This is a genomic window from Gracilibacillus salinarum (assembly GCF_022919575.1).
Lineage (GTDB): Bacteria > Bacillota > Bacilli > Bacillales > Amphibacillaceae > Gracilibacillus > Gracilibacillus salinarum.
Window position 1 is genome coordinate 3,573,446 of the sequence record NZ_CP095071.1, and the last position, 21,778, is coordinate 3,595,223.

The 21,778-nt window shown below is 37.9% G+C and carries 18 protein-coding genes; 16 read left to right on the plus strand and 2 right to left on the minus strand.

Features of this window, described 5'->3' with window-relative positions; translation table 11 throughout:
* Nucleotides 1-57: 57 nt before the first annotated feature.
* Complete coding sequence (locus MUN87_RS16775; RefSeq protein ID WP_244741920.1) at nucleotides 58-624, minus strand: hypothetical protein; 567 nt, start codon at nucleotides 622-624, stop codon at nucleotides 58-60.
* Nucleotides 625-1,020: 396 nt separating this feature from the next.
* On the opposite strand from MUN87_RS16775, the gene MUN87_RS16780 reads away from it, so the two are divergent.
* The 6 genes from MUN87_RS16780 (at nucleotide 1,021) to MUN87_RS16805 (ending at nucleotide 7,310) form a co-directional block, all read left to right on the plus strand.
* Nucleotides 1,021-2,118 (plus strand): amidohydrolase/deacetylase family metallohydrolase, encoded by a 1,098-nt coding sequence (locus tag MUN87_RS16780; protein WP_244747995.1) that lies wholly within the window; start codon nucleotides 1,021-1,023, stop codon nucleotides 2,116-2,118.
* On the plus strand, nucleotides 2,096-3,199 hold the full coding sequence (locus MUN87_RS16785; protein ID WP_244741922.1) for a DgaE family pyridoxal phosphate-dependent ammonia lyase: 1,104 nt from the start codon (nucleotides 2,096-2,098) through the stop codon (nucleotides 3,197-3,199). The genes MUN87_RS16780 and MUN87_RS16785 overlap by 23 nt, the downstream gene beginning before the upstream one ends.
* A 1-nt stretch (nucleotide 3,200) precedes the next feature.
* Nucleotides 3,201-3,956, plus strand: a complete 756-nt coding sequence (gene dagF / locus MUN87_RS16790) for a 2-dehydro-3-deoxy-phosphogluconate aldolase (RefSeq protein WP_244741925.1) — start codon at nucleotides 3,201-3,203, stop codon at nucleotides 3,954-3,956.
* Nucleotides 3,949-4,965: a sugar kinase gene (locus tag MUN87_RS16795; RefSeq protein ID WP_244741926.1), complete on the plus strand. Its 1,017-nt coding sequence runs from the start codon at nucleotides 3,949-3,951 to the stop codon at nucleotides 4,963-4,965. The genes dagF and MUN87_RS16795 overlap by 8 nt, the downstream gene beginning before the upstream one ends.
* Nucleotides 4,966-4,975: 10 nt before the next feature.
* Nucleotides 4,976-5,689, plus strand: a complete 714-nt coding sequence (locus MUN87_RS16800) for a GntR family transcriptional regulator (RefSeq protein ID WP_244741929.1) — start codon at nucleotides 4,976-4,978, stop codon at nucleotides 5,687-5,689.
* Nucleotides 5,690-5,822: 133 nt separating this feature from the next.
* Nucleotides 5,823-7,310, plus strand: coding sequence for a sodium:solute symporter family protein (locus MUN87_RS16805; protein WP_244741931.1), 1,488 nt, complete (start codon nucleotides 5,823-5,825; stop codon nucleotides 7,308-7,310).
* Between the two features lie 432 nt (nucleotides 7,311-7,742).
* Here MUN87_RS16805 and MUN87_RS16810 read toward each other — a convergent pair whose 3' ends face one another.
* The gene (locus MUN87_RS16810; protein WP_244741933.1) at nucleotides 7,743-8,516 is read right to left on the minus strand and encodes a protein phosphatase 2C domain-containing protein; all 774 of its coding nucleotides are present in this window, start codon (nucleotides 8,514-8,516) and stop codon (nucleotides 7,743-7,745) included.
* A 600-nt stretch (nucleotides 8,517-9,116) separates the two neighbouring features.
* Between MUN87_RS16810 and bcd the strand changes: the two genes are divergently transcribed.
* The 10 genes from bcd (at nucleotide 9,117) to MUN87_RS16860 (ending at nucleotide 21,762) form a co-directional block, all read left to right on the plus strand.
* Nucleotides 9,117-10,211: a Leu/Phe/Val dehydrogenase gene (gene bcd / locus MUN87_RS16815; protein WP_244741935.1), complete on the plus strand. Its 1,095-nt coding sequence runs from the start codon at nucleotides 9,117-9,119 to the stop codon at nucleotides 10,209-10,211.
* A gap of 431 nt (nucleotides 10,212-10,642) precedes the next feature.
* Nucleotides 10,643-11,497 carry a MurR/RpiR family transcriptional regulator gene (locus tag MUN87_RS16820; RefSeq protein ID WP_244741938.1) on the plus strand — a complete coding sequence of 285 codons (855 nt, stop codon included), beginning with the start codon at nucleotides 10,643-10,645 and terminating at the stop codon, nucleotides 11,495-11,497.
* Nucleotides 11,490-12,383, plus strand: coding sequence for an N-acetylmuramic acid 6-phosphate etherase (gene murQ / locus MUN87_RS16825; protein WP_244741940.1), 894 nt, complete (start codon nucleotides 11,490-11,492; stop codon nucleotides 12,381-12,383). The genes MUN87_RS16820 and murQ overlap by 8 nt, the downstream gene beginning before the upstream one ends.
* A 21-nt stretch (nucleotides 12,384-12,404) precedes the next feature.
* Entirely contained in the window at nucleotides 12,405-13,853 is a 1,449-nt protein-coding gene (locus MUN87_RS16830; RefSeq protein WP_244741943.1) for a PTS transporter subunit EIIC, read from the plus strand.
* On the plus strand, nucleotides 13,846-14,889 hold the full coding sequence (locus MUN87_RS16835) for a MupG family TIM beta-alpha barrel fold protein (RefSeq protein WP_244741946.1): 1,044 nt from the start codon (nucleotides 13,846-13,848) through the stop codon (nucleotides 14,887-14,889). The genes MUN87_RS16830 and MUN87_RS16835 overlap by 8 nt, the downstream gene beginning before the upstream one ends.
* A gap of 404 nt (nucleotides 14,890-15,293) precedes the next feature.
* Nucleotides 15,294-15,983 carry a response regulator transcription factor gene (locus MUN87_RS16840; protein WP_244741948.1) on the plus strand — a complete coding sequence of 230 codons (690 nt, stop codon included), beginning with the start codon at nucleotides 15,294-15,296 and terminating at the stop codon, nucleotides 15,981-15,983.
* Between the two features lie 2 nt (nucleotides 15,984-15,985).
* Nucleotides 15,986-16,990, plus strand: coding sequence for a sensor histidine kinase (locus MUN87_RS16845; protein WP_244741950.1), 1,005 nt, complete (start codon nucleotides 15,986-15,988; stop codon nucleotides 16,988-16,990).
* A gap of 113 nt (nucleotides 16,991-17,103) precedes the next feature.
* The gene (locus MUN87_RS16850; RefSeq protein WP_244741953.1) at nucleotides 17,104-17,787 is read left to right on the plus strand and encodes an ABC transporter ATP-binding protein; all 684 of its coding nucleotides are present in this window, start codon (nucleotides 17,104-17,106) and stop codon (nucleotides 17,785-17,787) included.
* Nucleotides 17,784-20,357, plus strand: a complete 2,574-nt coding sequence (locus MUN87_RS16855) for an ABC transporter permease (RefSeq protein ID WP_244741955.1) — start codon at nucleotides 17,784-17,786, stop codon at nucleotides 20,355-20,357. Before MUN87_RS16850 ends, MUN87_RS16855 begins: the two co-directional genes overlap by 4 nt.
* A gap of 1,126 nt (nucleotides 20,358-21,483) precedes the next feature.
* A complete protein-coding gene (locus tag MUN87_RS16860; protein WP_244741958.1) occupies nucleotides 21,484-21,762 on the plus strand; it encodes a DUF4212 domain-containing protein in 279 nt (92 codons plus the stop codon).
* Nucleotides 21,763-21,778: the final 16 nt, after the last annotated feature.

Here is a 21,778-nt window from a genome sequence, read left to right on the forward strand (position 1 = left end):
GGATTGTTGTTATATCTTAGGCAATCATCGTGTTCTTCGCAGCATCCATCAACTGAATTAATATGGCTTCCTCCCCCCGCAGATTCGATCTCCACAGTATTTACCGCAGTGGTTGTATTCAGTAGATCCAAATTTACAGCAACTTCCAGAAGCTGTACATGAGTGTAAGTCTTCAATGCCTGAGGTTTGTACAGAATCTTTTTCATTATTATTAATCCCTTTAAGTTCTGGGAGTTCATTGGGTTTTGTATAGCCTTCCTCTATCATAGTAGTATAAACGATTCTTCCATTCACAAGTTTTTTGTGTAAAAATTGATTTGCTTCTTCTTTATATTCCCAAAGCTTTTCGATTAATTGAGTTCCACCTTTTTTATTCCTTAGCTCTTCTAGTAAGACTTGCAAGTTCTCTCCATAATACAAATATTTAATAGTTAATTGATCAAATTGTTCGCCATTATCATCTTTAGTTGTAATAATTGCCATCTTGGTATTGTGTATGTGTGTTTCTTTTGCTATATTAATACCTCGTTCAACTTCTATTTCCCTTAATATTTTACTGTTTTTAAACACCTCCTTATAATCATCATATTCTGACTGTTTTAGTAATTGGCTTTCTTGAATCATATTTTTCCTCCTTTTAAATTTTATGACGAAAATTTAAAACGATTTTTAATTTTGCGGATCTTGTACTCCCCTTCTGATTCATCGCTTTCCTTTCTCGTCTCACTTAATAAAGAAAGAAAGAAAAAAGGGAAAAGTAACAACCTTTATTACCAATTAGTATTTTTGTGCATTTTAATCAAGGTTGAACGTATTTTCTTCGTTTAATTATAGGCTGAAAATTAAAGTATTAACCCAAAACAACATAACATTATAATGTTTTCATTTACTATCAAAATTTTATGTGGTACCATAACATTATAACGTTATAATTGATTTTGAGTTTTTTAATAATCACCCAATGGAAATTTAGAAACTTTTCAAAGCACATTCAAATAGGATTTGGGAAAGGTGAAGGCAATGAATGAACGGTATGTGTTACGCAATGTAAAGCGTGTGAGTGGAGAAATGGTCGATATTGTGATCAAAGGAGGGAAAATTGCAGAAATAACCGAGGCAGGAAATGGTGAAGGAACTATAATAGAATGTTCAGGTGCTTATGTATCCAGTGGCTGGATCGACTTGCACGTTCATGCATTTCCTGAATTTGATCCGTATGGTGATGAAGCTGATGAAATAGGAGTCAAGCAAGGTGTGACAACAATCGTCGATGCTGGAAGCTGCGGAGCGGATCGTTTTGCAGAGCTTGTTGAAAGTAGAGATCGGTCAAAAACAAACCTGTACGCATTTTTGAATGTGTCTAAAATTGGCTTGGAAAGAGTGGATGAATTATCTAAATTAGAATGGCTAGAAAAAGACAAGGCTGTCCAAACAGTGAATAAATATCATGACGTCATTGTTGGATTAAAGGTGCGAATGAGTAAAAGCGTCGTTGGTGACAATGGGATTAAGCCGTTACGAGTTGCGAGAGAAATTGCTAAGCAAACTTCTCTTCCGTTAATGGTACACATTGGATCTGGACCACCTAATGTCGAAGAAGTTATACCTCTGTTAGAGAAAAGAGATGTTATTACACATTATCTTAATGGAAAAGAGAATAACCTTTTTGATAGGGATGGTAAGCCACTTCAAGTGTTAATAGACGCTATTGAACGTGGTGTCCATTTAGATGTTGGCCATGGTACTTCAAGCTATTCATTTAAAGTAGCAGAAGATGCGAAAAAATATAATATTAGGTTTGATACCATCAGCACAGATATATACCGTGGAAATCGGATAAACGGGCCAGTTTATAGTATGGGGAATGTGCTTTCAAAATTCCTCCATTTGGGATATTCATTGGAGAACGTTATTGCCTCAGTTACAACACATGCAGCGAAATGGCTTGATAAACCGGAGCTTGGTCGAATAAAAACGGATGATCTTGCCAACTTAACGATTTTTGACGTTAAACATGGTAGAGTGACACTCGAAGACTCCGTTGGGTACAGGTGTGTAGCCGATAGAAAAATAGAAGCAAAAGGAGTGGTAGTTAATGGGGAGTACATTGAATGCTAGATATGGACTTAAACGCGTCATTAATGCTAGTGGGCGTATGAGCATCCTTGGGGTATCAGCTCCAACTGACACCGTTATGGATGCGATGAAACAGGGGGGCCAAAATTATGTAGAAATTGCTGATTTGGTAGATAAATCAGGAGATTATGTTGCACGTTTACTAGGTTCGGAGGCAGCGGTGATTGTCAATTCGGCTTCAAGCGGTATTGCGCTATCGGTTGCGGCACTAGTAACACAAGGAAATCAGCGTAAAAGTGAACGTCTGCATCAAGAAGATATCGCAAAGAATGAAATTATCATGCTAAAAGGTCACAACGTCCAATATGGGGCACCTGTTGAAACAATGATCTATCTAGGTGGTGGAAACCTGGTTGAAGCAGGGTATGCCAATGAAGGCAAAGCACATCATATCGAAGATGCTATTAGTGAAAATACAGCAGCAATTTTTTATGTGAAATCACATCATGCCGTTCAAAAAAATATGATCTCTGTAGAAGAAGCTTGGGAGGTTGCACAACGTAATGGTGTTCCGCTAATTGTTGATGCTGCAGCAGAAGAAGACATTCAAAAGTATGTGAATTACTCAGATCTTGCCATCTATAGTGGTTCAAAGGCAATTGAGGGGCCCACGTCCGGTATCGTAGGGGGAAAACGAAAGTATATTGAATGGGTCAAAGTACAATTCCATTGTATTGGGAGAAGTATGAAGGTTGGAAAAGAAACGACTTTTGGATTACTTCAAGCACTTGACGAATATGGAGCCAAAGAGAATAACAGTGAAGACCAAAAAGCAACACTAGATGCGTTATTGCATTTAAATGAACGGAATGGTATTCATATCAAAATTGTTCAGGATGAGGCTGGACGAGCAATCTTCCGGGCGCGTATTCAAATCGATCCAATAGAAGCTGGAACAACAGCTCAAGATGTTGTGACAGCCCTGCGCGAGGGGGAAGTTGCCATATACACACGTGATTATGGTGTAAGGCAAGGCTATTTCGATATCGACCCGCGACCTTTGCAGCGTGATGATATTCATGTCATTGCAACAAGAATTCAAGAAATAGTAGGAGAAGAATAATATGAAAAACATTACAGATCGTTTTTACAAAAACCGTGTGGCACTTAATGTTTTAGCAAATAGTGTAGAAAATGCCAAAGAAGTATTTAAAGCGGCAGAAGGTCATGTTTTGGTCGGTGTTCTTTCAAAAAACTACGCAACTGTAGAAGAAGCTGTGGTAGCTATGAAAGAATATGGCGCAGTAATTGAGGAAGCGGTTTCTATAGGACTTGGAGCTGGAGACAATCGGCAGGCTGCAGTAGTAGCAGAGATTGCCAGTTATTATGCTGGAAGTCACATTAACCAAGTGTTTCCATCTGTAGGTGCAACACGTGCAAACCTTAACGAAAGAACAGGGTGGATTAATAGTTTGGTATCGCCGACAGGACGTACAGGGTATGTCAATATCTCAACAGGACCAATTAGTGCTGCTCATAGTGAGCATGCAATTGTACCAATTAAAACAGCAATCGCACTTGTACGTGATATGGGGGGAGATGCTTTAAAGTACTTCCCAATGAAAGGGCTATCGTATGAAGATGAGTACCGTGCCGTTGCTAAAGCGTGTGGGGAAGAAGGATTTGCCTTAGAACCAACAGGTGGAATTAGCAAAGATAACTTTGAAGCCATCTTACGTATTTCTTTAGAAGCTAATGTACCAAAAGTTATTCCTCACGTATATTCATCTATTATCGATAAGGAGACTGGCAAAACAAACTCCGAGGATGTACGTGATTTACTTCAAATCATAAAGAAACTTGTTGATTACTATGGTTAATAAGATTGCGGCGTTTGGAGAAGTTATGATGCGTCTGCAAGTACCAGGATATGAGCTTTTGTCACAAGCTAACACATTAAACTATTCCTTTTCTGGTACGGGAGTGAATGTACTTTCAGCTTTAGCACGCTTTGGACATATCGGATATCTCGTTTCTCAAATACCAGCTAATGCTGTTGGAGACGCTGCTGTCTCGTATCTAAGAAAATTAGGGATAACCGAATCATTTGTTCAACGTAGTGGGAATTACATGGGGATGTATTTTTTGGAAAATGGATTTGGTTCACGTCCTAGTCGTGTTACTTATTCTAATCGATTGGAGAGTAGCTTCAATCGAGCTGCAGAAGGAACGTATGATTTCTTAGAGATCTCAAAAAAAATGGATGTTGTCCATTTTTGTGGCATTACACTTGCGATGAACGAGTCTGTCCGAACCCATATGAAAAATTTTGCTAAAGCTGTTAAAGCTAATGGGGGAACCGTTGTTTTTGATTGTAACTACCGTCCTGCGCTTTGGGGTGAGGACGGATATGAAAAAGCAAAACCACATTATGAAGAAATGCTTCATTTAGCAGATTACGTCATGATGAACGAAAAGGACGCAATATACACCCTGGGAATGAAAACAGAAAAGGAAAGCCCTCAAGAACAGCTGATGGAACTGATTCCAGAGGTGGCCAAAAATTATGACATCTCCGTTGTGGCAGGTACACATCGGTCGATCAACCGTAACAATACGCATTCATTATCTGGCTTTCTTTTTAAAAATCAAACATTCACATTCTCAGAGACACTCACGTTTCCTGTCTATGATAGAATTGGTGCTGGAGATGCCTACACAAGTGGTATTATTCATGGTGAGCTAGAAGGCTTTTCGCCTGATGAAACAGTTCATTTTGCTGCATCAGCAGGAATGTTAGCCCATACTATTGTAGGCGATACACCCATGGCATCACAGAGTGAAGTGCTTTTAGCGATGTCTAAATCAGTGGGTGATATGGAAAGGTAGTGAATGGAACATGACCATATCGAAAAAAAAGGGACCATTATATTTACAAATAAAGAATATATTAAAGGACCGTATTCTGCACGGGGTGTACAAAATTGGTGAAAATATCCCGTCAGAGCCACAACTTGAGAATGAGTTTGATGTCAGTAAGATAACGGTTCGCAATGCTATTAAAGAACTTGCCCAGGAAGGATATCTTGAAAAGAAGAGTGGTAAAGGAACGAGAGTTATTCGAAATGCTGCTGCTTCCAGACTCTCCAAAGGGAAACGGTTTACAGAAATTTTAGTAAGTGAAGGTCACAAAATCCAAAAGCAATTGGTACAAGCAGATATCGTATCTAATAAAGAGGGATCAGAAGTGTATCGATTATTCGGGGAGCGCTGTCTCCGAATAGAGCGATTGTATCACTATAATGAGATCCCTTATATCCACTATACTCATTATTTGTCTACACGTATGGAAAATATGGAACTGTCGGATTTAGAGGCTCATTCTTTGTATCGCTTAATCGAAGAGCAGGATATTTCTCTAGAAGAGTTTCGTGATGAATTTGCCGCTGTCGTTGCTCCTCCTAGTGTGGGAGAGGCATTACGTCTCAAAGAAGGAACGCCGGTATTAAAGAGATCACGTTATTCTTATGATGAGCATGAAGATATTATTGAATATAGTGAAGGGTACTATAACACAGAAATGCAGAATTATATCGTGAATTATGATGTTTAAGGTGGTAAAAGGAAGTAATAAGACGACTTCCTTTACGGATTCATGAAAGCGTTTAATTAAAAATAAATTATCGTTTTAGACTTTTAATATAGGTGTGTTTGGGAAAAAGCACGTAGACTAAAGGGGGATAATCATGGTTGAGAATAGACTAATCTATTTATCTGTGTTTATAGGGATTACCATAGTAATGATCTTAGTCGGTATCTGGACTTCAAGAAAAGTAAAAAATGGTGAAGACTTTCTGATGGGGGGAAGAGGGTTACCCTTACCGTTATTAATTGGTACAACCTTAGCAACATTGGTTGGTACAGGTTCAAGTATGGGAGCAGTTGGATTTGCCTATACAAATGGATGGGCGGGAGCTTTATATGGATTAGGCGGCTCTATTGGAATTTTTGCTTTACTATTATTGTTTGCAAATGTTAGAAAATATAATTTTACAACGTATTCTGAAGAATTGAGTTTTTACTTCGGTGCAAGCAAATTAGTCAGGGGATTGACATCAGTTCTGTTATATCTAGCTTCTATTGGATGGCTTGGTGCACACATCATGGGTGGGAGTTTGTATTTATCCTGGATTACAGGATTTGATCTTCTCACTGCGAAAATCATAACCGCACTCGGATTCGCCGTTTATACTTTCATTGGTGGGTATTTAGCTGTGGTTTATACAGATACCATTCAAGGGATTATTTTATTTTTAGGTTTTATTATGTTAACTGTTCTTTCTTTAGTTAAAATAGGCGGGTACAAAACCTTGTCTCAGGAATTACCTAACGATATGGTATCATTTATTGGAATAGATAAGATGGGAGTCATTCCTGCTATTTCTCTCATAGTAGTTATAGCGATTGGTGTTTTGGCAGCGCCTTCATTCCGCCATAGAATCTACTCAAGTAAAAATACGTTCACTCTTAAAAAGGCACTTTTACTATCGGCTATCCTTTTTGCGGCCTTTTCTTTATTTCCATCTATAGTGGGAATGGCTACTCATTTCATGAACCCTGAATTGGAGCCTGGTTTTGCATTCCCTTACCTAGCAACTGAAGTCTTTCCGGTAGGGATTGGTGCGATAATCCTGACCGCCGGACTAAGTGCTACAATGTCCTCTGGAAGTTCAGATTTCATTGCAGCAGTTACCATTCTAGTTACAGACATTTATCAGGTGTTTACAGGTAAGACATTGAATAAGGAAAAAATGGTGACTTACTCTAGGATTGCGTTAGTATTTACCTTAGGACTGGCTCTACTTTTCACTTTAAGTGCTTCAAATATAATTGATTATATTACCAATTTTGTCTCTACCATTATGTCTGGATTATTTGTAGCTTCTGTCCTAGGGAAATTTTGGCCACGTGCAACATGGCAGGGCGGGTTAGCCTGCTTGATTAGTGGATCTATTATCTCGTTTATAGTACTAAGCAATGACTCTCTTCAAGCGTTTTGGGGAAACCCAATCCTTCCATCACTAGGCGGAGCGTTTGCAGCTGGAATTATTGTTAGTTTAGTGACCCCAAAAAACACGGTTACAAACGAAGAAGCTTTGGAAATTTTAGAAAGAGAAAGAAAAGGAAACGACTTAGTTGCGGATGAAAATACTGAGACTGCATCTAGTAAATAAACGGATAAATATATACGGTTATTGATGAAAAGGGGCTTTTACATGTCCCTTTTCATTTTAAAACCTATGAAAAACAGTAAACGGATAAATAATACTTCAGCATTTTTATTCCTATCACCCAAGGGTTTAATGATGCTAGACTATTCAGTTATGGTGTCGGGCAATGTTAGCTAATGCAGTTTCTAAAGTTAATAGTGATCTCACTTCTATAATCAACCTAACTCATAAAAAGGTGTCTAATGATGGACACTTCTTCATCTTTTCTAATGATTATAGAAGTAACAGCATTTTTTTCAACAGACAGTTATGCGTTCCACGTAATCTTCATGTTCTACCTAGGTACAGTATACTTCTAAAAAGCTTCTATTTTTTTTATACAAGAATAAGTGATAACGGTCTGGATAACGAATTACATATTTTTAAAAAACAAAATCAACGTTCATTCTCCAATAAGATAACACTTAGATCATCACTCTTCTTAGAACGTTTATACACTAAACAATCACAGTCCTCTTCTTCTATATTGCGTATCATAGAAACAGTGTCTTTGATAAATGTTTCATTAAACTGCATCTGTGTAACATCCATCTTTTTATACAATTCAAACAGCCTGGAATATCCGTCGGTAAAACATAATACGTTCGTTATGTCCTTCTTATTATATTCCCCTGCCAGACCATGAGAAATGCCCTTTGCATCTAACGACCCTATCCAATAACCATCTCTTGTATTTAAATGTTTTCTTATTGTCTGTGATTTGTCTTGGTGTTTTTCCGCAAAAGTATCAAGTCGTCTATCTGTTATGTATACTGACTTTTCCGTCGTCTCTAGTAATATACCACTGTCACCTAACACGTAATATTCTAATTTCTGATCAATAAACCTTACCATAGCTATCGTAAAAGTGGGTAATTCATAATGATGGATTTGCTTTAACGCTGGGTTTATTTCTAACGCAATCTGACTTATCTGATCTAATACCGTGATCAGAATTTCTTCTAAGGATTTTTCGTCTGTGATAAATCGTGGTAATTGTTCATTTATTTGTTGCACAAGCCATACTACATCGTTTTCTTCTGATAAATACTGGTTGAAAAAAAGTGGTGTTGCTCCATCAATTACCCAAGCTGTATTCTGATGGTGATCCACCACATCTTCATTAAAATCTGCGCTTCCTTTGTGATTACAAGAAAATAATAGTTTCATTATAAAACCCTCTTTTTGTTTGTTAGTAATCTATATTAACATATTTTAATTCTAATGTTCTGACTTTGCATGTCGTAACATTGAATGCTAGTTGCTTACTTTGAGGATTATTGGTTATCATATTTCGTAGATACTTCTTCTCTAGTCCGATCAGTTTTGCCATAATTAAGTGTTATTTTTTATTGCACTTGTTAATGATCCTGCTTATTCAGGTACTAGCAATGGATAATGTACATAAAAATTATGAGCACTGGAAAAAGCACGTAACTTATCTTAACAAAAGTATAGGTAGCCATTTTTTGTTCGCCTATAATAAAAAGCACCTTAATATTTTTTATCGTACTCCTATAGCATATGGTGGAATCGGGTGCCGGAATAGGATAAAATAAAGAGATTGGCATCAAATTGCAACATTATATTTCTTCATAATAGGGAAAGAAAAATAACATATTAATTAGAGGATTCAAAGTGGAAAGCAAAGATATGAGCAATGATAACAGGCGAAAAGCGGCAATCATATTAACTAGCTGACGGACTTACATTTATTTATAAAAGTTAGTTTTTCGTTCATTGGAAAGTAAACATAGGAGGATACACAACATGGAAATTTTTAAGTATATGGAAAATAATGACTACGAACAATTGGTGTTTTGTCAGGATAAGCAATCAGGTTTAAAAGCAATTATTGCTATCCACGATACAACGTTAGGACCTGCATTAGGTGGAACGCGTATGTGGACATACTCTTCAGAGGAAGAAGCGATTGAGGATGCGCTTCGTTTATCACGTGGCATGACGTATAAAAATGCTGTAGCTGGTTTAAACCTTGGTGGAGGGAAAACGGTTATTATAGGTGATCCACATAAAGATAAAAATGAGGAAATGTTCCGTGCATTTGGTCGTTACATTCAAGGACTGGATGGACGGTACATTACGGCAGAGGACGTTGGAACAACGGTTGCTGATATGGATATAATCCACGAAGAAACAGATTATGTCACTGGAATCTCGCCTGCATTTGGTTCTTCAGGGAATCCTTCTCCAGTAACAGCTTATGGAGTATACCGTGGAATGAAAGCTGCAGCAAAGGAAGCGTTTGGCACAGATATTCTTGCAGGAAAGGTTGTTGCTGTTCAAGGGGTGGGAAATGTTGCTTATAACTTGTGTCAACACCTTCATGAAGAAGGAGCACAGCTAATTGTAACGGATATTAATAAAGAAGCTGTTAATCGAGCTGTAAAGGAATTTAATGCTAGAGCTGTTGATCCAAATGATATTTACGGAGTCGAGTGTGATATTTATGCACCATGTGCTCTAGGAGCAACGATAAATGATCAAACCATTCCACAACTTAAAGCAAAAGTAATTGCAGGTGCAGCAAATAATCAATTAAAAGATAATCAACATGGAGACATTATTCATGAAATGGGCATTGTTTATGCACCTGATTATGTAATTAATGCAGGTGGCGTTATTAACGTGGCCGATGAACTTTATGGTTACAACAGAGAAAGAGCGTTAAAGAAAGTTGAATCGATTTATGATAATATTTCACAAGTTATTGACATTGCAATGCGTGACAATATCCCAACATATAAAGCAGCAGATCGCTTAGCTGAGGAAAGAATTGAGCGCATGAGAATTTCCCGCAGTCAATTTTTGCAAAAAGGACATCATATTCTAAGCCGTAGATAAGTGCATTTATGAAGACTACTTCCTAACGAAAGGAAGTAGTCTATTTTTATGATTTAAGAAACCACGCAATTCTTCACTGAAGTTGATTTGCAGAAACTGTTACTTAAGATTGTTGAAAAAATAAAAGTGCAGTTGTATATCATACGGTATTTTTGATATTTATGCGTAGCAAAGCCCCTGATATATAATCCGATTCCTGTGTCTTATGACCATTGAAAATTTTGTTCATAAGAATCATCTTCTTGACTATTACAGGCAGTTTTTCTTCTCATCCTTACATTATTGATATATCCTATCCAAAAGTTTCATCCATGCCAACGTTTTCACCCAATAAATTTCAATATATGGTACAATGTTTCATAAATATCGTATAACATTGACACTAAGTTTCATTTTAATTAAGATCAAACTATAGAAGGGGGAGCGATCCATTGAAAATCGCAACCGTTCGATTAAGGGAATATTATGAACAGGCAAGTACAACAGAAAAAGAGATTATTTCCTATATTCTGGCCAATCCGGAAGAGGCATCGAAGCAGACTATTTACCAGCTAGCCGAGAGGACCTATTCTTCACCAGCTTCGATCATCCGGCTTTGCAAGAAAAACAGTTTTAGTGGATTTAAAGAGTTTTCTAAATCGCTTTTATTCGAACAGGCGGTCAGGCAAAGCTATAAAAACGAGAAAATGACGGATGTTACCAAAGTGGATAGTGTGAAGGAAGTCGTCGATAAGGTAACCAATAAGAACATCCTGTCACTGGAAGAAACAGCAAGCCTGCTGGACTATGATGTTATTGATCAGTGTGTTCAAGCCATTTATCAGTGTGAGAAGCTTGTGTTATTCGGTATCGGTGCTTCGTTGATTGTTGCTAAAGATGCCCAGCTTAAATTTACCAGAATCAATAAAATGGTCTATGTTGCAGAAGACTGGCACACACAATTATTAATGGCAAAAAATATGACAGCGAGGGATCTTGGGATTGTCATTTCCTATTCCGGCGAGACAAAAGAGATGATTCAATGCGCCAATACCGTACAAGAAAATCAGGCTGGGCTTATTTCGATAACTAAGTATGGAAGCGCGACCATTTCGAAGATGGCCAATCATAAGCTTTTTGTTGCTGCCAATGAATACGCTTTTCGAAGTGGTGCGATGTCGTCCAGAATATCTCAGTTAAATCTGATCGATATTCTCTACACAGCGTACGTCAATATGCATTATGAAAAATCCATTGAAATATTAGAGAAAAATCAAATAAAAAAGGAGTCTCATACAGATGATTAACTTAGATAAAATGACAACAGAAAAACAAAATAATAAAACAATGAATTTGGATCAAATGTCCGTTCTGGAAGCTTTAAAGGTGATGAATGATGAAGATCAGCAGGTAGCAAAAGCGATTGAACCGCATCTTGGAGAAATTGAGGAGGCTGTTAGAGCGATTACGGAAGCCTTTGAGCAAGAGGGAAGATTAATTTATATCGGCGCAGGTACGAGTGGACGTCTCGGTGTACTAGACGCAGTGGAGTGTCCACCGACGTTTGGTACTGATCCAAGTCAAGTAGTTGGTTTAATTGCCGGGGGCGAGCAGGCCTTTATCAAAGCGGTTGAGGGTGCAGAAGATAGCAAATCAATGGGAGAACAAGACTTAAAAGAAATTCAATTGCAATCTAAGGATGTTGTAGTAGGTCTTGCAGCAAGTGGTCGAACCCCTTATGTGATTGGCGCGCTCAACTATGCGAATACAGTTGGCGCACAGACTGTTGCAATCGCTTGTAACCAAAACTCGGAAATTGGCGAGGTTGCTAATATTGCGATAGAAGTAACCACAGGTCCTGAAGTCTTATCAGGTTCTACAAGATTAAAAGCAGCTACCGCACAGAAACTAATTTTAAATATGCTTTCTACTATTTCCATGGTTGGAGTCGGCAAAGTTTATCAAAATCTAATGGTTGACTTACAAACTACTAATCAAAAACTGGAAATGAGAGCATTGCGTATAATTATGGCAGCCACAGAAGTAAATATTGAAATAGCAGAGCAAAAATTAAAGGAGGGAGAAGGGAATGTGAAACTAGCCATCACCATGATTCTATTGGATTGTGATGTTGCCACAGCTAAAGAACAGTTGAAGAAGTCAAAAGGGCATATTAGAAAAACACTTCAATAAAGAGATGGGAGAGGGGCTATTATGGCGAATGAAAAAGAGAGATTCGTTGATGAAATTGTTGAATTGATCGGTGGCACGAAGAATATTCAATCCGCAACCAACTGTATGACACGTATGCGCATTCGGATCCAGGATGAGGCTAGTGTTGATCAAGCAAGTTTAAGAGAGCTTGACGGAGTTTTAGGTGTGGTCCAGTCTGATACATTGCAAATTATAGTTGGACCAGGAAAGGCAAAAAAATTAACCGATTTATTATTGGAAAGGTATGATATAAAGGAAGACAGTCAGACGCCACCGGAAGGAAATCAAACAGTTACAGAAGATTGGCAGGAAAATAAAGCTTCTATTAAAGAGAAGCAGAAGAAAGGAAAAATAAAATCCGCTTTGGAAACGATTGGCGGTATTTTTATTCCAATGATTCCGGCAATTATTGCGGCAGGTATCTTCAATGGATTCAGCAGCTTAATTGGAACATTACAAGGAGAAGGTACACTGACAGGGGACTTTTGGGAAGCGACAAGATTGCTATTTTCCCTTATTGGAACAGGGTTTCTGGGGTACTTCGCTATTTTTACAGGTGTAAATGCTGCGAAACGGTTCGGAGCCACCGAAGCACTTGGCGGGATGATTGGTGCTATCTCAATTGCTTCACCAATTGTAGATCTTTCACAATTGTTCGGACTTTATGATGCAGATGAACCGTTGAATTCGATCTTAACCACAGGAAAAGGCGGGATTATCGGTGTCATTCTGGGAGTTTTTATATTAGCTAAATTAGAAAAAATGATTCGTAAACGTGTGCCTGATGTACTAGATTTAATCTTAACACCAGTACTGACACTGCTTATCACAGTAGCTATCTTTGTCTTTATTATTATGCCTGTATCTGGAATATTCTCTGATTGGCTGGTTAGTGGACTGAGTGTCATCATTGGTTCTGACAATGCAATCGTTAGTATTATTTCCGGTTATATTCTATCTGCAGTATTTTTACCAATGGTCTTACTAGGCTTGCATCACGGTTTAATTCCTATTTACGCGATTCAATTAGACGTACTCGGCGGTGTTTCACTATTCCCAGTACTGGCGATGGCAGGTGCAGGGCAGGTCGGTGCATCTATCGCTATTTATTTAATTTGCAAAAAAGTAGGGAATCAACGGATGAAGCGAATTATAGCGGGTGCCTTACCAGCTGGAATTCTTGGTATTGGGGAGCCTTTGATTTACGGTGTTACTTTACCACTGGGGAAACCATTTATTACTGCAGGCTTGGGAGCTGGCTTTGGTGGAGCTTACGTGATGATGATGCATGTCATGGCGAATGCCTGGGGTCCATCTGGTTTGGTAGCGGTTCCTCTTATGCAGGCAGATAAAATGATTCATTATGTGATCGGTATTTTAATTGCTTATATTGGTGGTTTTGTAATAACCCGACTATTTATCAAAAAAGAAGATGTTGCAAATGCTTAAACCACTAGGGCTTTCTGTATATGTCTCTACTTTTACATCGCAATTACCGATTTTAGAAAAGCTCAAGGGTACTAACAGTTTCATTTTTACATCCTTTCATATTACCGAAGAGTTGGATGGTGATTATGTAACTAACGCAAAAAATATGTGTAGCTGGTTGCAACAACATGGTTTTCCTATTATAGCGGATGTATCACCGAAGACGCTTGAAATCTTTGCTCAATCCGATCTTTTACAATTCGCACAAGATATGAAAGTTTCGGTGCTCCGTCTGGATTATGGTTTTGACGAAGAAGAAATAAAGAGGGTTGCAAAGCAAATGCCAATTGCCTTTAATGCATCCACTTTTGATCCAGATGCTCCAATGATTGTTGAAGGTCATCAGATATACGCCATGCATAACTTTTATCCAAGACCGGAAACAGGGCTGGATTGGCCCCTTTTCGAAACAATCAATCTAGCAATCAAGCAAAACAGGTCTACTCAAGTAGTTGCATTTATTCCAGGGGATGATATACTACGTGGGCCCATTTATGAAGGTCTCCCAACCATGGAGAGACATCGGGGACTACCACCGTATGTTGCTTATTTGGACCTGATCAGGAACAGTTGTGTTGATCAGGTGTTTATCGGTGATGTCAGCATTTCAACTGAACAGCTGCAACTGATTGAAGACTATCGATCAAACGGAGTTATCGTTCTTCCTGTACAGTTTACAGCTGATTTTGAATATTTGTACGATCACGTGTATACCATCCGTGTGGACTCACCCAGAGGTTTAATGCGACTGCAGGAATCTAGGAGCTATGCCTCTCAAGGAGAACCGATAAAAGCACAACAGTGTAAGGAAAGAACCAGAGGGAGCATCACAATAGATAATGAAGCGTATAAGCGATATTCAGGAGAAATACAAATCATGCGTGAGCATTATCCAAAAGATAAAAGAGTGAATGTAATTGGAGAGCTCTCAGAAGAGTATGTTCCGCTTGTTGATTGTGTGAAAAATGGCGATAAAATACGATTTGTCCACATTTAGAATAAAAGAACCGCTTGTCAGTTCAGTGAACTTTTGAGTGGTTCTTTTTATGTGTAAATGAAGTATGCAAGTACAGTTTTAAAGGCGAGTTTTCGAAGTAATCAACGGATGATTCTTATAATTCCTGTTTGTTAGCTTTGGCTAATTTTAAAATATTTTTAGTATTATGATACCGCCCTGAATGTACGACAACATTAACAGATTGTCATACAGTTGAACTTTATATAATCCTTATCACAAGCAGCTTTATATAGCCTAAATTAATGATATTAGGACAAGCCATATCTTTCATCTGTTGGATATATGTAAATGTAATCCAAGATGTTTTGACGCAGGGCACTCAATAAAATATGATTAAAGAAAATAGTCAGTCAAGTAACTAAACCAATGTTAGGGTGTTCATAATGAAAATTTTATTAGTTGAAGATGATAAAACTATTGCATCGGGTTTGGAATACTCTCTGCAAAAGGATGGATATGAGTCAGTACTTTGTTATGATGCGAAATCAGCAAAAGTCATTTTAACGGAAAAATTAGCTGAAATTGATTTATGCTTATTTGATTTATCTCTACCGGATGGAAGTGGTTATCAATTGTGTGAGTTTGTCAAAAATCGGAGCGATAAGCCGGTTATATTTCTGACGGCGCTAGATGATGAAGTGAATGTTGTGATGGGGCTCGATATGGGAGCTGATGATTATATTACGAAACCGTTTCGAGTTCGTGAGCTCATCTCACGGATTAAGTCTGTTCTCAGAAGATACAATAAGCAAATACAGTCACAACCTAAAACAGTTATTGAAATAGCAAACATCCGAATTAATACGTTAGAAGGAAAGATCTACAAAAATGGTGAAGAGGTTCAGGCTACAGCATTAGAATATCGTCTGTTTTTGATTTTTGCCAATCATATTGGACAAGTTTTAACAAGAAATCAGCTGTTAGAGCAAATCTGGGATGTGGCTGGTGATTTCGTTAATGACAATACACTAACGGTTTATATAAAGCGTTTACGAGAAAAGCTGGAAGATAATCCGCAAAAACCAACGATAATTAGAACTGTGCGTGGCATGGGATATAAGGTTGGTGAGTAAGAATGCTTCGCAATCGGGAAATCCAACAATTTGTCTTGACTCAAACCATTATCTGTTTTAGTGCAACAGTTTTAATGGCTATTTTTGTGTCGCTCCAGGCCGCGATATTTTTATTGATTGTCATGGCATTAGTAGTTATCGTTGCAATGTATTTTACCAAAGAGCGGTATCGCGAAATTGAAAAGCTTTCAGGTTATTTGCGAAAAATATCAAGTGGAGATTATACACTTGATATCCGTGATAATCATGAGGGCGAGTTGAGTATTTTAAAAAATGATATTTATAAAGTTACCTTAATGCTGTCGGAGCACAGCACTTATTTACAACAAGAGAAAATCAGGTTAACAGATGCTATTTCAGATATATCACATCAGTTAAAAACGCCACTAACTTCCATGATGGTAATGGCTGATTTACTAAGCGATCCAAACCTCAATGAAGCAAAGCGGGAAGAATTCACCAGAAATATACGTGTCCAATTGGAAAGAATAGAGTGGCTTGTTTCTTCTTTATTAAAACTTTCAAAAATAGATGCAGGAACCGTTTTGTTTAAAAATGATAAGATTTATGCTCAGGAATTGGTGCAAAAGGCATCAGAGTCTGTATTAATCCCAATGGATATCAAACAACAGACTTTGAAAATAAGTGGAGATGAAGCTGTTAAATTTGATGGTGATTTTAATTGGACTGCAGAAGCATTGATTAACATATTGAAAAATTGTGTAGAAAATACAGGTGAAGGTGGCAACATTTCAATTTCTATTTCAGAAAACGCCTTATTTACTGAAATAATAATCAATGATACAGGTAAAGGAATTCCGAAAGCTGATCTCCCTTATATTTTTAAACGGTTTTACAAAGGGGAAAATGCTGGAGAGGATAGCATCGGGATCGGCCTTGCTCTATCCTATAGCATTATTACAAATCAGCAAGGTGATATTGAGGTAAAAAGTGAAGTTGGTAAGGGAACTACCTTCCAAATCAAGTTTTATAAACAGGTCATTTAACTTCTTCTTTCGTATGAAAAGTGACAGGTGACTAAATTGTCACTTTAGAGTCACTTCATAGTCATTTTAGATAGATATACTAAATGTAACATCAAACAAATGGAGGTATTCGAATGAATATTTTACAAATAGACAATTTATCTAAAGTGTATGGGAAAGGAGAAACTGCAGTGAAGGCATTGGATGATGTCTCTTTCTCAGTGGAAAAAGGAGAATTCATTGTGATCATTGGGCCATCGGGTTCGGGAAAATCAACCTTACTTCACTTGCTGGGTGGAGTTGATCGTCCAACAAGCGGCAATGTTCTTGTTGATAATACCGATATATACAGGTTGAATGAGACACAGTTAGCCATTTTTCGAAGAAGACAAATTGGCTTAATCTATCAGTTTTATAATCTGATTCCTATTTTGTCAGTTGAAGAAAATATCACATTGCCTTTACTTTTGGATCAACAGAAGGTCGATCAAAAACAATTTAACGATATTGTCTCGATACTGGGTTTGGATAATCGCTTGTCCCATTTGCCAAATCAGCTATCGGGCGGTCAGCAGCAGCGGGTATCGATTGGTCGTGCTTTGATAGGCAATCCTGCGATTATGCTAGCAGATGAGCCTACTGGTAATTTAGATAGTAAGAATAGTGAGGAGATCATGGAATTGCTGAAAATGTTTAACAAAACATTTAATCAGACTTTAATTGTGATTACTCATGATGAGCGTATTGCGTTACAAGCAGATCGGGTGATTTCAATAGCAGATGGAAGAATTGCCAAGGATGAGGTGATTCGCCCATGAACATCATGAATAAATTGACAGTTAGACACTTAAAAAAGAACAAAAGAAGAACATTGATTACAATTATTGGTGTCATTATATCTGTCGCAATGATTATGGCTGTTGCGACATTGGGCGTATCTTTTCTAGATTTAATGAAGAGGCAGACAATTGCCACATCAGGGGAATGGCATGTCGAGTATTCCGAAGTGAACAAGGAGCAGGTGGAATCGATCGCGAACGATGAATCGACGAGTAAACTTGTGATTAAAAATGATCGTGGATATGCAAAATTAAAAGGATCAGAGAATAATAACAAACCATACTTGTTTATTCGAGAGTACAATGCGCAAGGTTTTAAACAGTTTCCGATTGAATTAAGCGACGGACGCCTTCCTCAAGCAGCAAATGAAGTCGTCATTTCAGAAGAGATTATTAATGATGCTGGAGTTGCATACAACATTGGTGAGAAACTAACACTTGATATTGGCAGGAGGATTGTCGAAGGATGGATAGATCCTTTAGATCAGGATAATCCACTTGAAAAAAATAAGAGTGGAGTAGTTGAAGAATTACAGGTTGATGAAGCTGAAACATTTACGATTGTTGGAATGATTGAGCGTCCGATATGGGAACCCGCATGGTCACCAGGCTATACAGTGATAAACTATGTGGATCGAAAATTATTAACACAACAAGATAGCGTAGATGCAATGGTCGTAATGGATAAGGTGAATGGTTCTTTGTACGAGAAGACAGAAAGGCTGGCAGACCAAAATAATATAGAAACAGTCAAATTTCATGATGATTTACTACGTTACTATGGTGTAACAGATAATGACAACCTGCGAAGAACATTATATTCACTAGCAGCAATCATTATGGCAGTTATCATTATTGGCTCCGTTTCTTTGATTTATAATGCGTTTGCCATTAGTGTTTCGGAAAGAGCAAAACATTTAGGAATGCTTTCTAGTGTGGGTGCCACAAAAAAGCAAAAGCGTAATTCTGTGTTTTTTGAAGGGGCAATTATTGGAGGAATCAGTATCCCAATTGGCATTGTTGCTGGACTAGCAGGTATCGCCGTTACCTTTTTGTTTATCAATTCCTTTATTGAAGAGGCATTAAATGTTACGGAAAAGCTAGAGGTAGTTGTTACTCCATGGTCGGTAGTGATTGCCTGTGTTGTTTCGATTATGACAATATTTATGTCCTCCTACTTACCAGCAAGAAAAGCGTCCAAGATTTCAGCGATTGATGCAATTCGACAAAGCCAGGACATCAAATTGACAAGGAAAGCAGTGAAAACCTCAAAACTTGTACGAAAAATCTTTGGCATGGAAGCTGAAATAGGCTTGAAAAATTTAAAGCGGAATAAAAGAAGGTACCAGGCGACGGTATTTTCACTCGTGATAAGTATTGTACTATATTTATCTGTCTCATTCTTTACTGCTAATATAAGTAAGTCAGTTGAGCTATCGTTGGATGATATTAATTATGATATTCAAGTAAGTGGTGGGACATTGGAGGAATTAGAATCGTTTACTCATCTTGACGGTGTAACCGGAGCTAACTTGCAAACCCAATTGCAGCTAACGGCACCGATAAAAGAAGAAGCATGGCCAGAAGCACTACGTGATGAAGTGGAAGAACAGCAGCTTCCATTAGATAATGGCAAATATGATTATAATGTGAGTTTGTATGGTTTAGATTCGTCAAGTTTTCAAGAGTATGCTGAAAAAATAGGGGCAGATTCAGAAAACTTTCTTGATATGACAAAACCGACAGCGATTGTTATTGACAAAATAAAATACCAAGATTTTCAAGAAGGTAGAATCATTGAAGCTAATTCAATTAACACAACGATTGGTGAAAAAATTAACTTAGTATACACAAACTACGAGTCGAATGAAGAAACATCCCTCCCTCAAATGGAAATCGGAGCACTAACGGATCAGGTTCCAATGGGAATAACCACCTCACGAATAGGTGGATTGGATGTTATAATCTCGCAAAAAACGATGGATCAACTGATGACTGATCAGCTGGAATATCCAGTGGATGCGCATTTATACATTAATAGTTCTGACCCGGTAGCTACGCAAAAAGCAATTGAAAATGAATCTTCAGATATGTATGTGTATAATGTCTACCAGCAGAAACAGAACCAGCAGCAGCTTATTCTGTTAATGTCCGTCTTTACCTATGGCTTCATCGCCTTAATTTCCATGATATCTATAGCAAATATTTTCAATACGATTTCAACTAGTATTTCACTCCGCAAAAGAGAGTTTGCCATGCTGAAATCCGTTGGGATGACACCAAAAGGCTTCAATAAGATGATTAATTATGAAAGTATATTCTATGGTGTGAAAGCTGTGTTATATGGGCTGCCTATTAGTGGAGCAGTTATGGCGCTGATGTATTGGTCTTTACGCAGTACTTTTACGTATGGATTTATGATTCCATGGCTCAATATTATTTACGTCATTGCAGCGATTTTCCTCATTGTTAGCTTTGCGATGCTTTACTCGATACAGAAGATCAAGAAAGAGAATATTATAGAAGGCCTAATCCAGGAAAATATTTAAGATTTATAGAGAAAGCAGGCGCCATCCAACATAGAGGATAGTGCCTGCTTTTTTTACAGAAAGTATATAAGTGCAGTCACAGCAGTAATCATATGGAACATGAAGCTGAGTTTCTTTAATATGGATTATGTCAACTAGCCATCGCTGCCAAGCATCCATATTGAGATATTGAATGTGCTGGGATACCGCTTCGGCCAACCACTCCGCGTCCTGCGGGGCACGGCTGAAGCTAACTTTGTGAAGAAGATCGCTTCACAAAGTGGATCTTCAGCGCCTGCATAATCCCGCGGGAGTCTCCGTGGTTGGCCTACGCTAAAATTGGGACTCTACAATTTTTGTAAGAGCTAGCATATTGATCGTATGCATATATAATAGCTATTGAAAAATGCCTAGAACTACTGCTTTTTGCTGTTACATAAGTTGTAGCACTTCCCTCAAGCGTAGGAAATAGGCGGAGACTCCCGTGGAATCAGCGCGAGCTGAAGATCCATTTATGAAAGAAAAGAATTTTCTTTCATAAATTAGCTGAAGCCGTGCCCACAGGACGCGGAGCCTATTTCCGGAGCTTTGCTAAGCAGATAATCTATATCAAAATGACCATTTGGCAATACAGCCTTTGTTAACATAATCCATATTATAGGAAGTTGTTTATTAAATAAGTCAATTAGGACCGGGTGGTTTATGCCCGTTTTTTCTTATAAGTCAAGAAAGTATAAATTTTTGGCTATATGATGTTCGCTGACAGAAACGGCCAAGTCCGGCTCCAGCGCCCAGAGACTAGGCGACTTCGCGAAATCACCCTACGATAAGTCATCATCAATTCGCAAGCTCACCGTGATTCCTTTATCTCAGTTGATTCGCTCCACTCGCTACGTCTCTAAACGGGCGCTTGCGCCTTTGTTCTACATGATGAAGATTAAATACAACAGCTTTTATTAGATAATGGCAAATATGATTCTAATGTGCGTTTAGATACATCTTTCTAGATACGCGGTTCTGACATGTCTTATTCATGAATATACTCATTACAAATGTTAGAGTATCCAGCATTCAAATATCGCCGCGTCTTAAGCGTTTGCTAATTTACTCTATCATTAATTCCATTAGGAAAGGATGGGGAAGGTTAATGAGTCAAACACTCACCGAGAAACAGAAATGGTATTGGAAGAAAAATATCAAACTGATTATTATCTTACTTATTGTTTGGTTCCTGGTTGGATTAGGTGCAGGAGTATTATTCGCTGAACCGCTTTCTAAAATTCAATTTTTAAATGTATCGCTGTCGTTTTGGATTGCTCATCAAGGTGCAATTCTAGCATTTATCATTCTGATTTTAACATATGCAATTCGAATGGATAAGCTTGATAAACAGTATAAAGAAATGCTGAAAGAAGAAAAAAGCTAAATTAAGGGAGGGGATT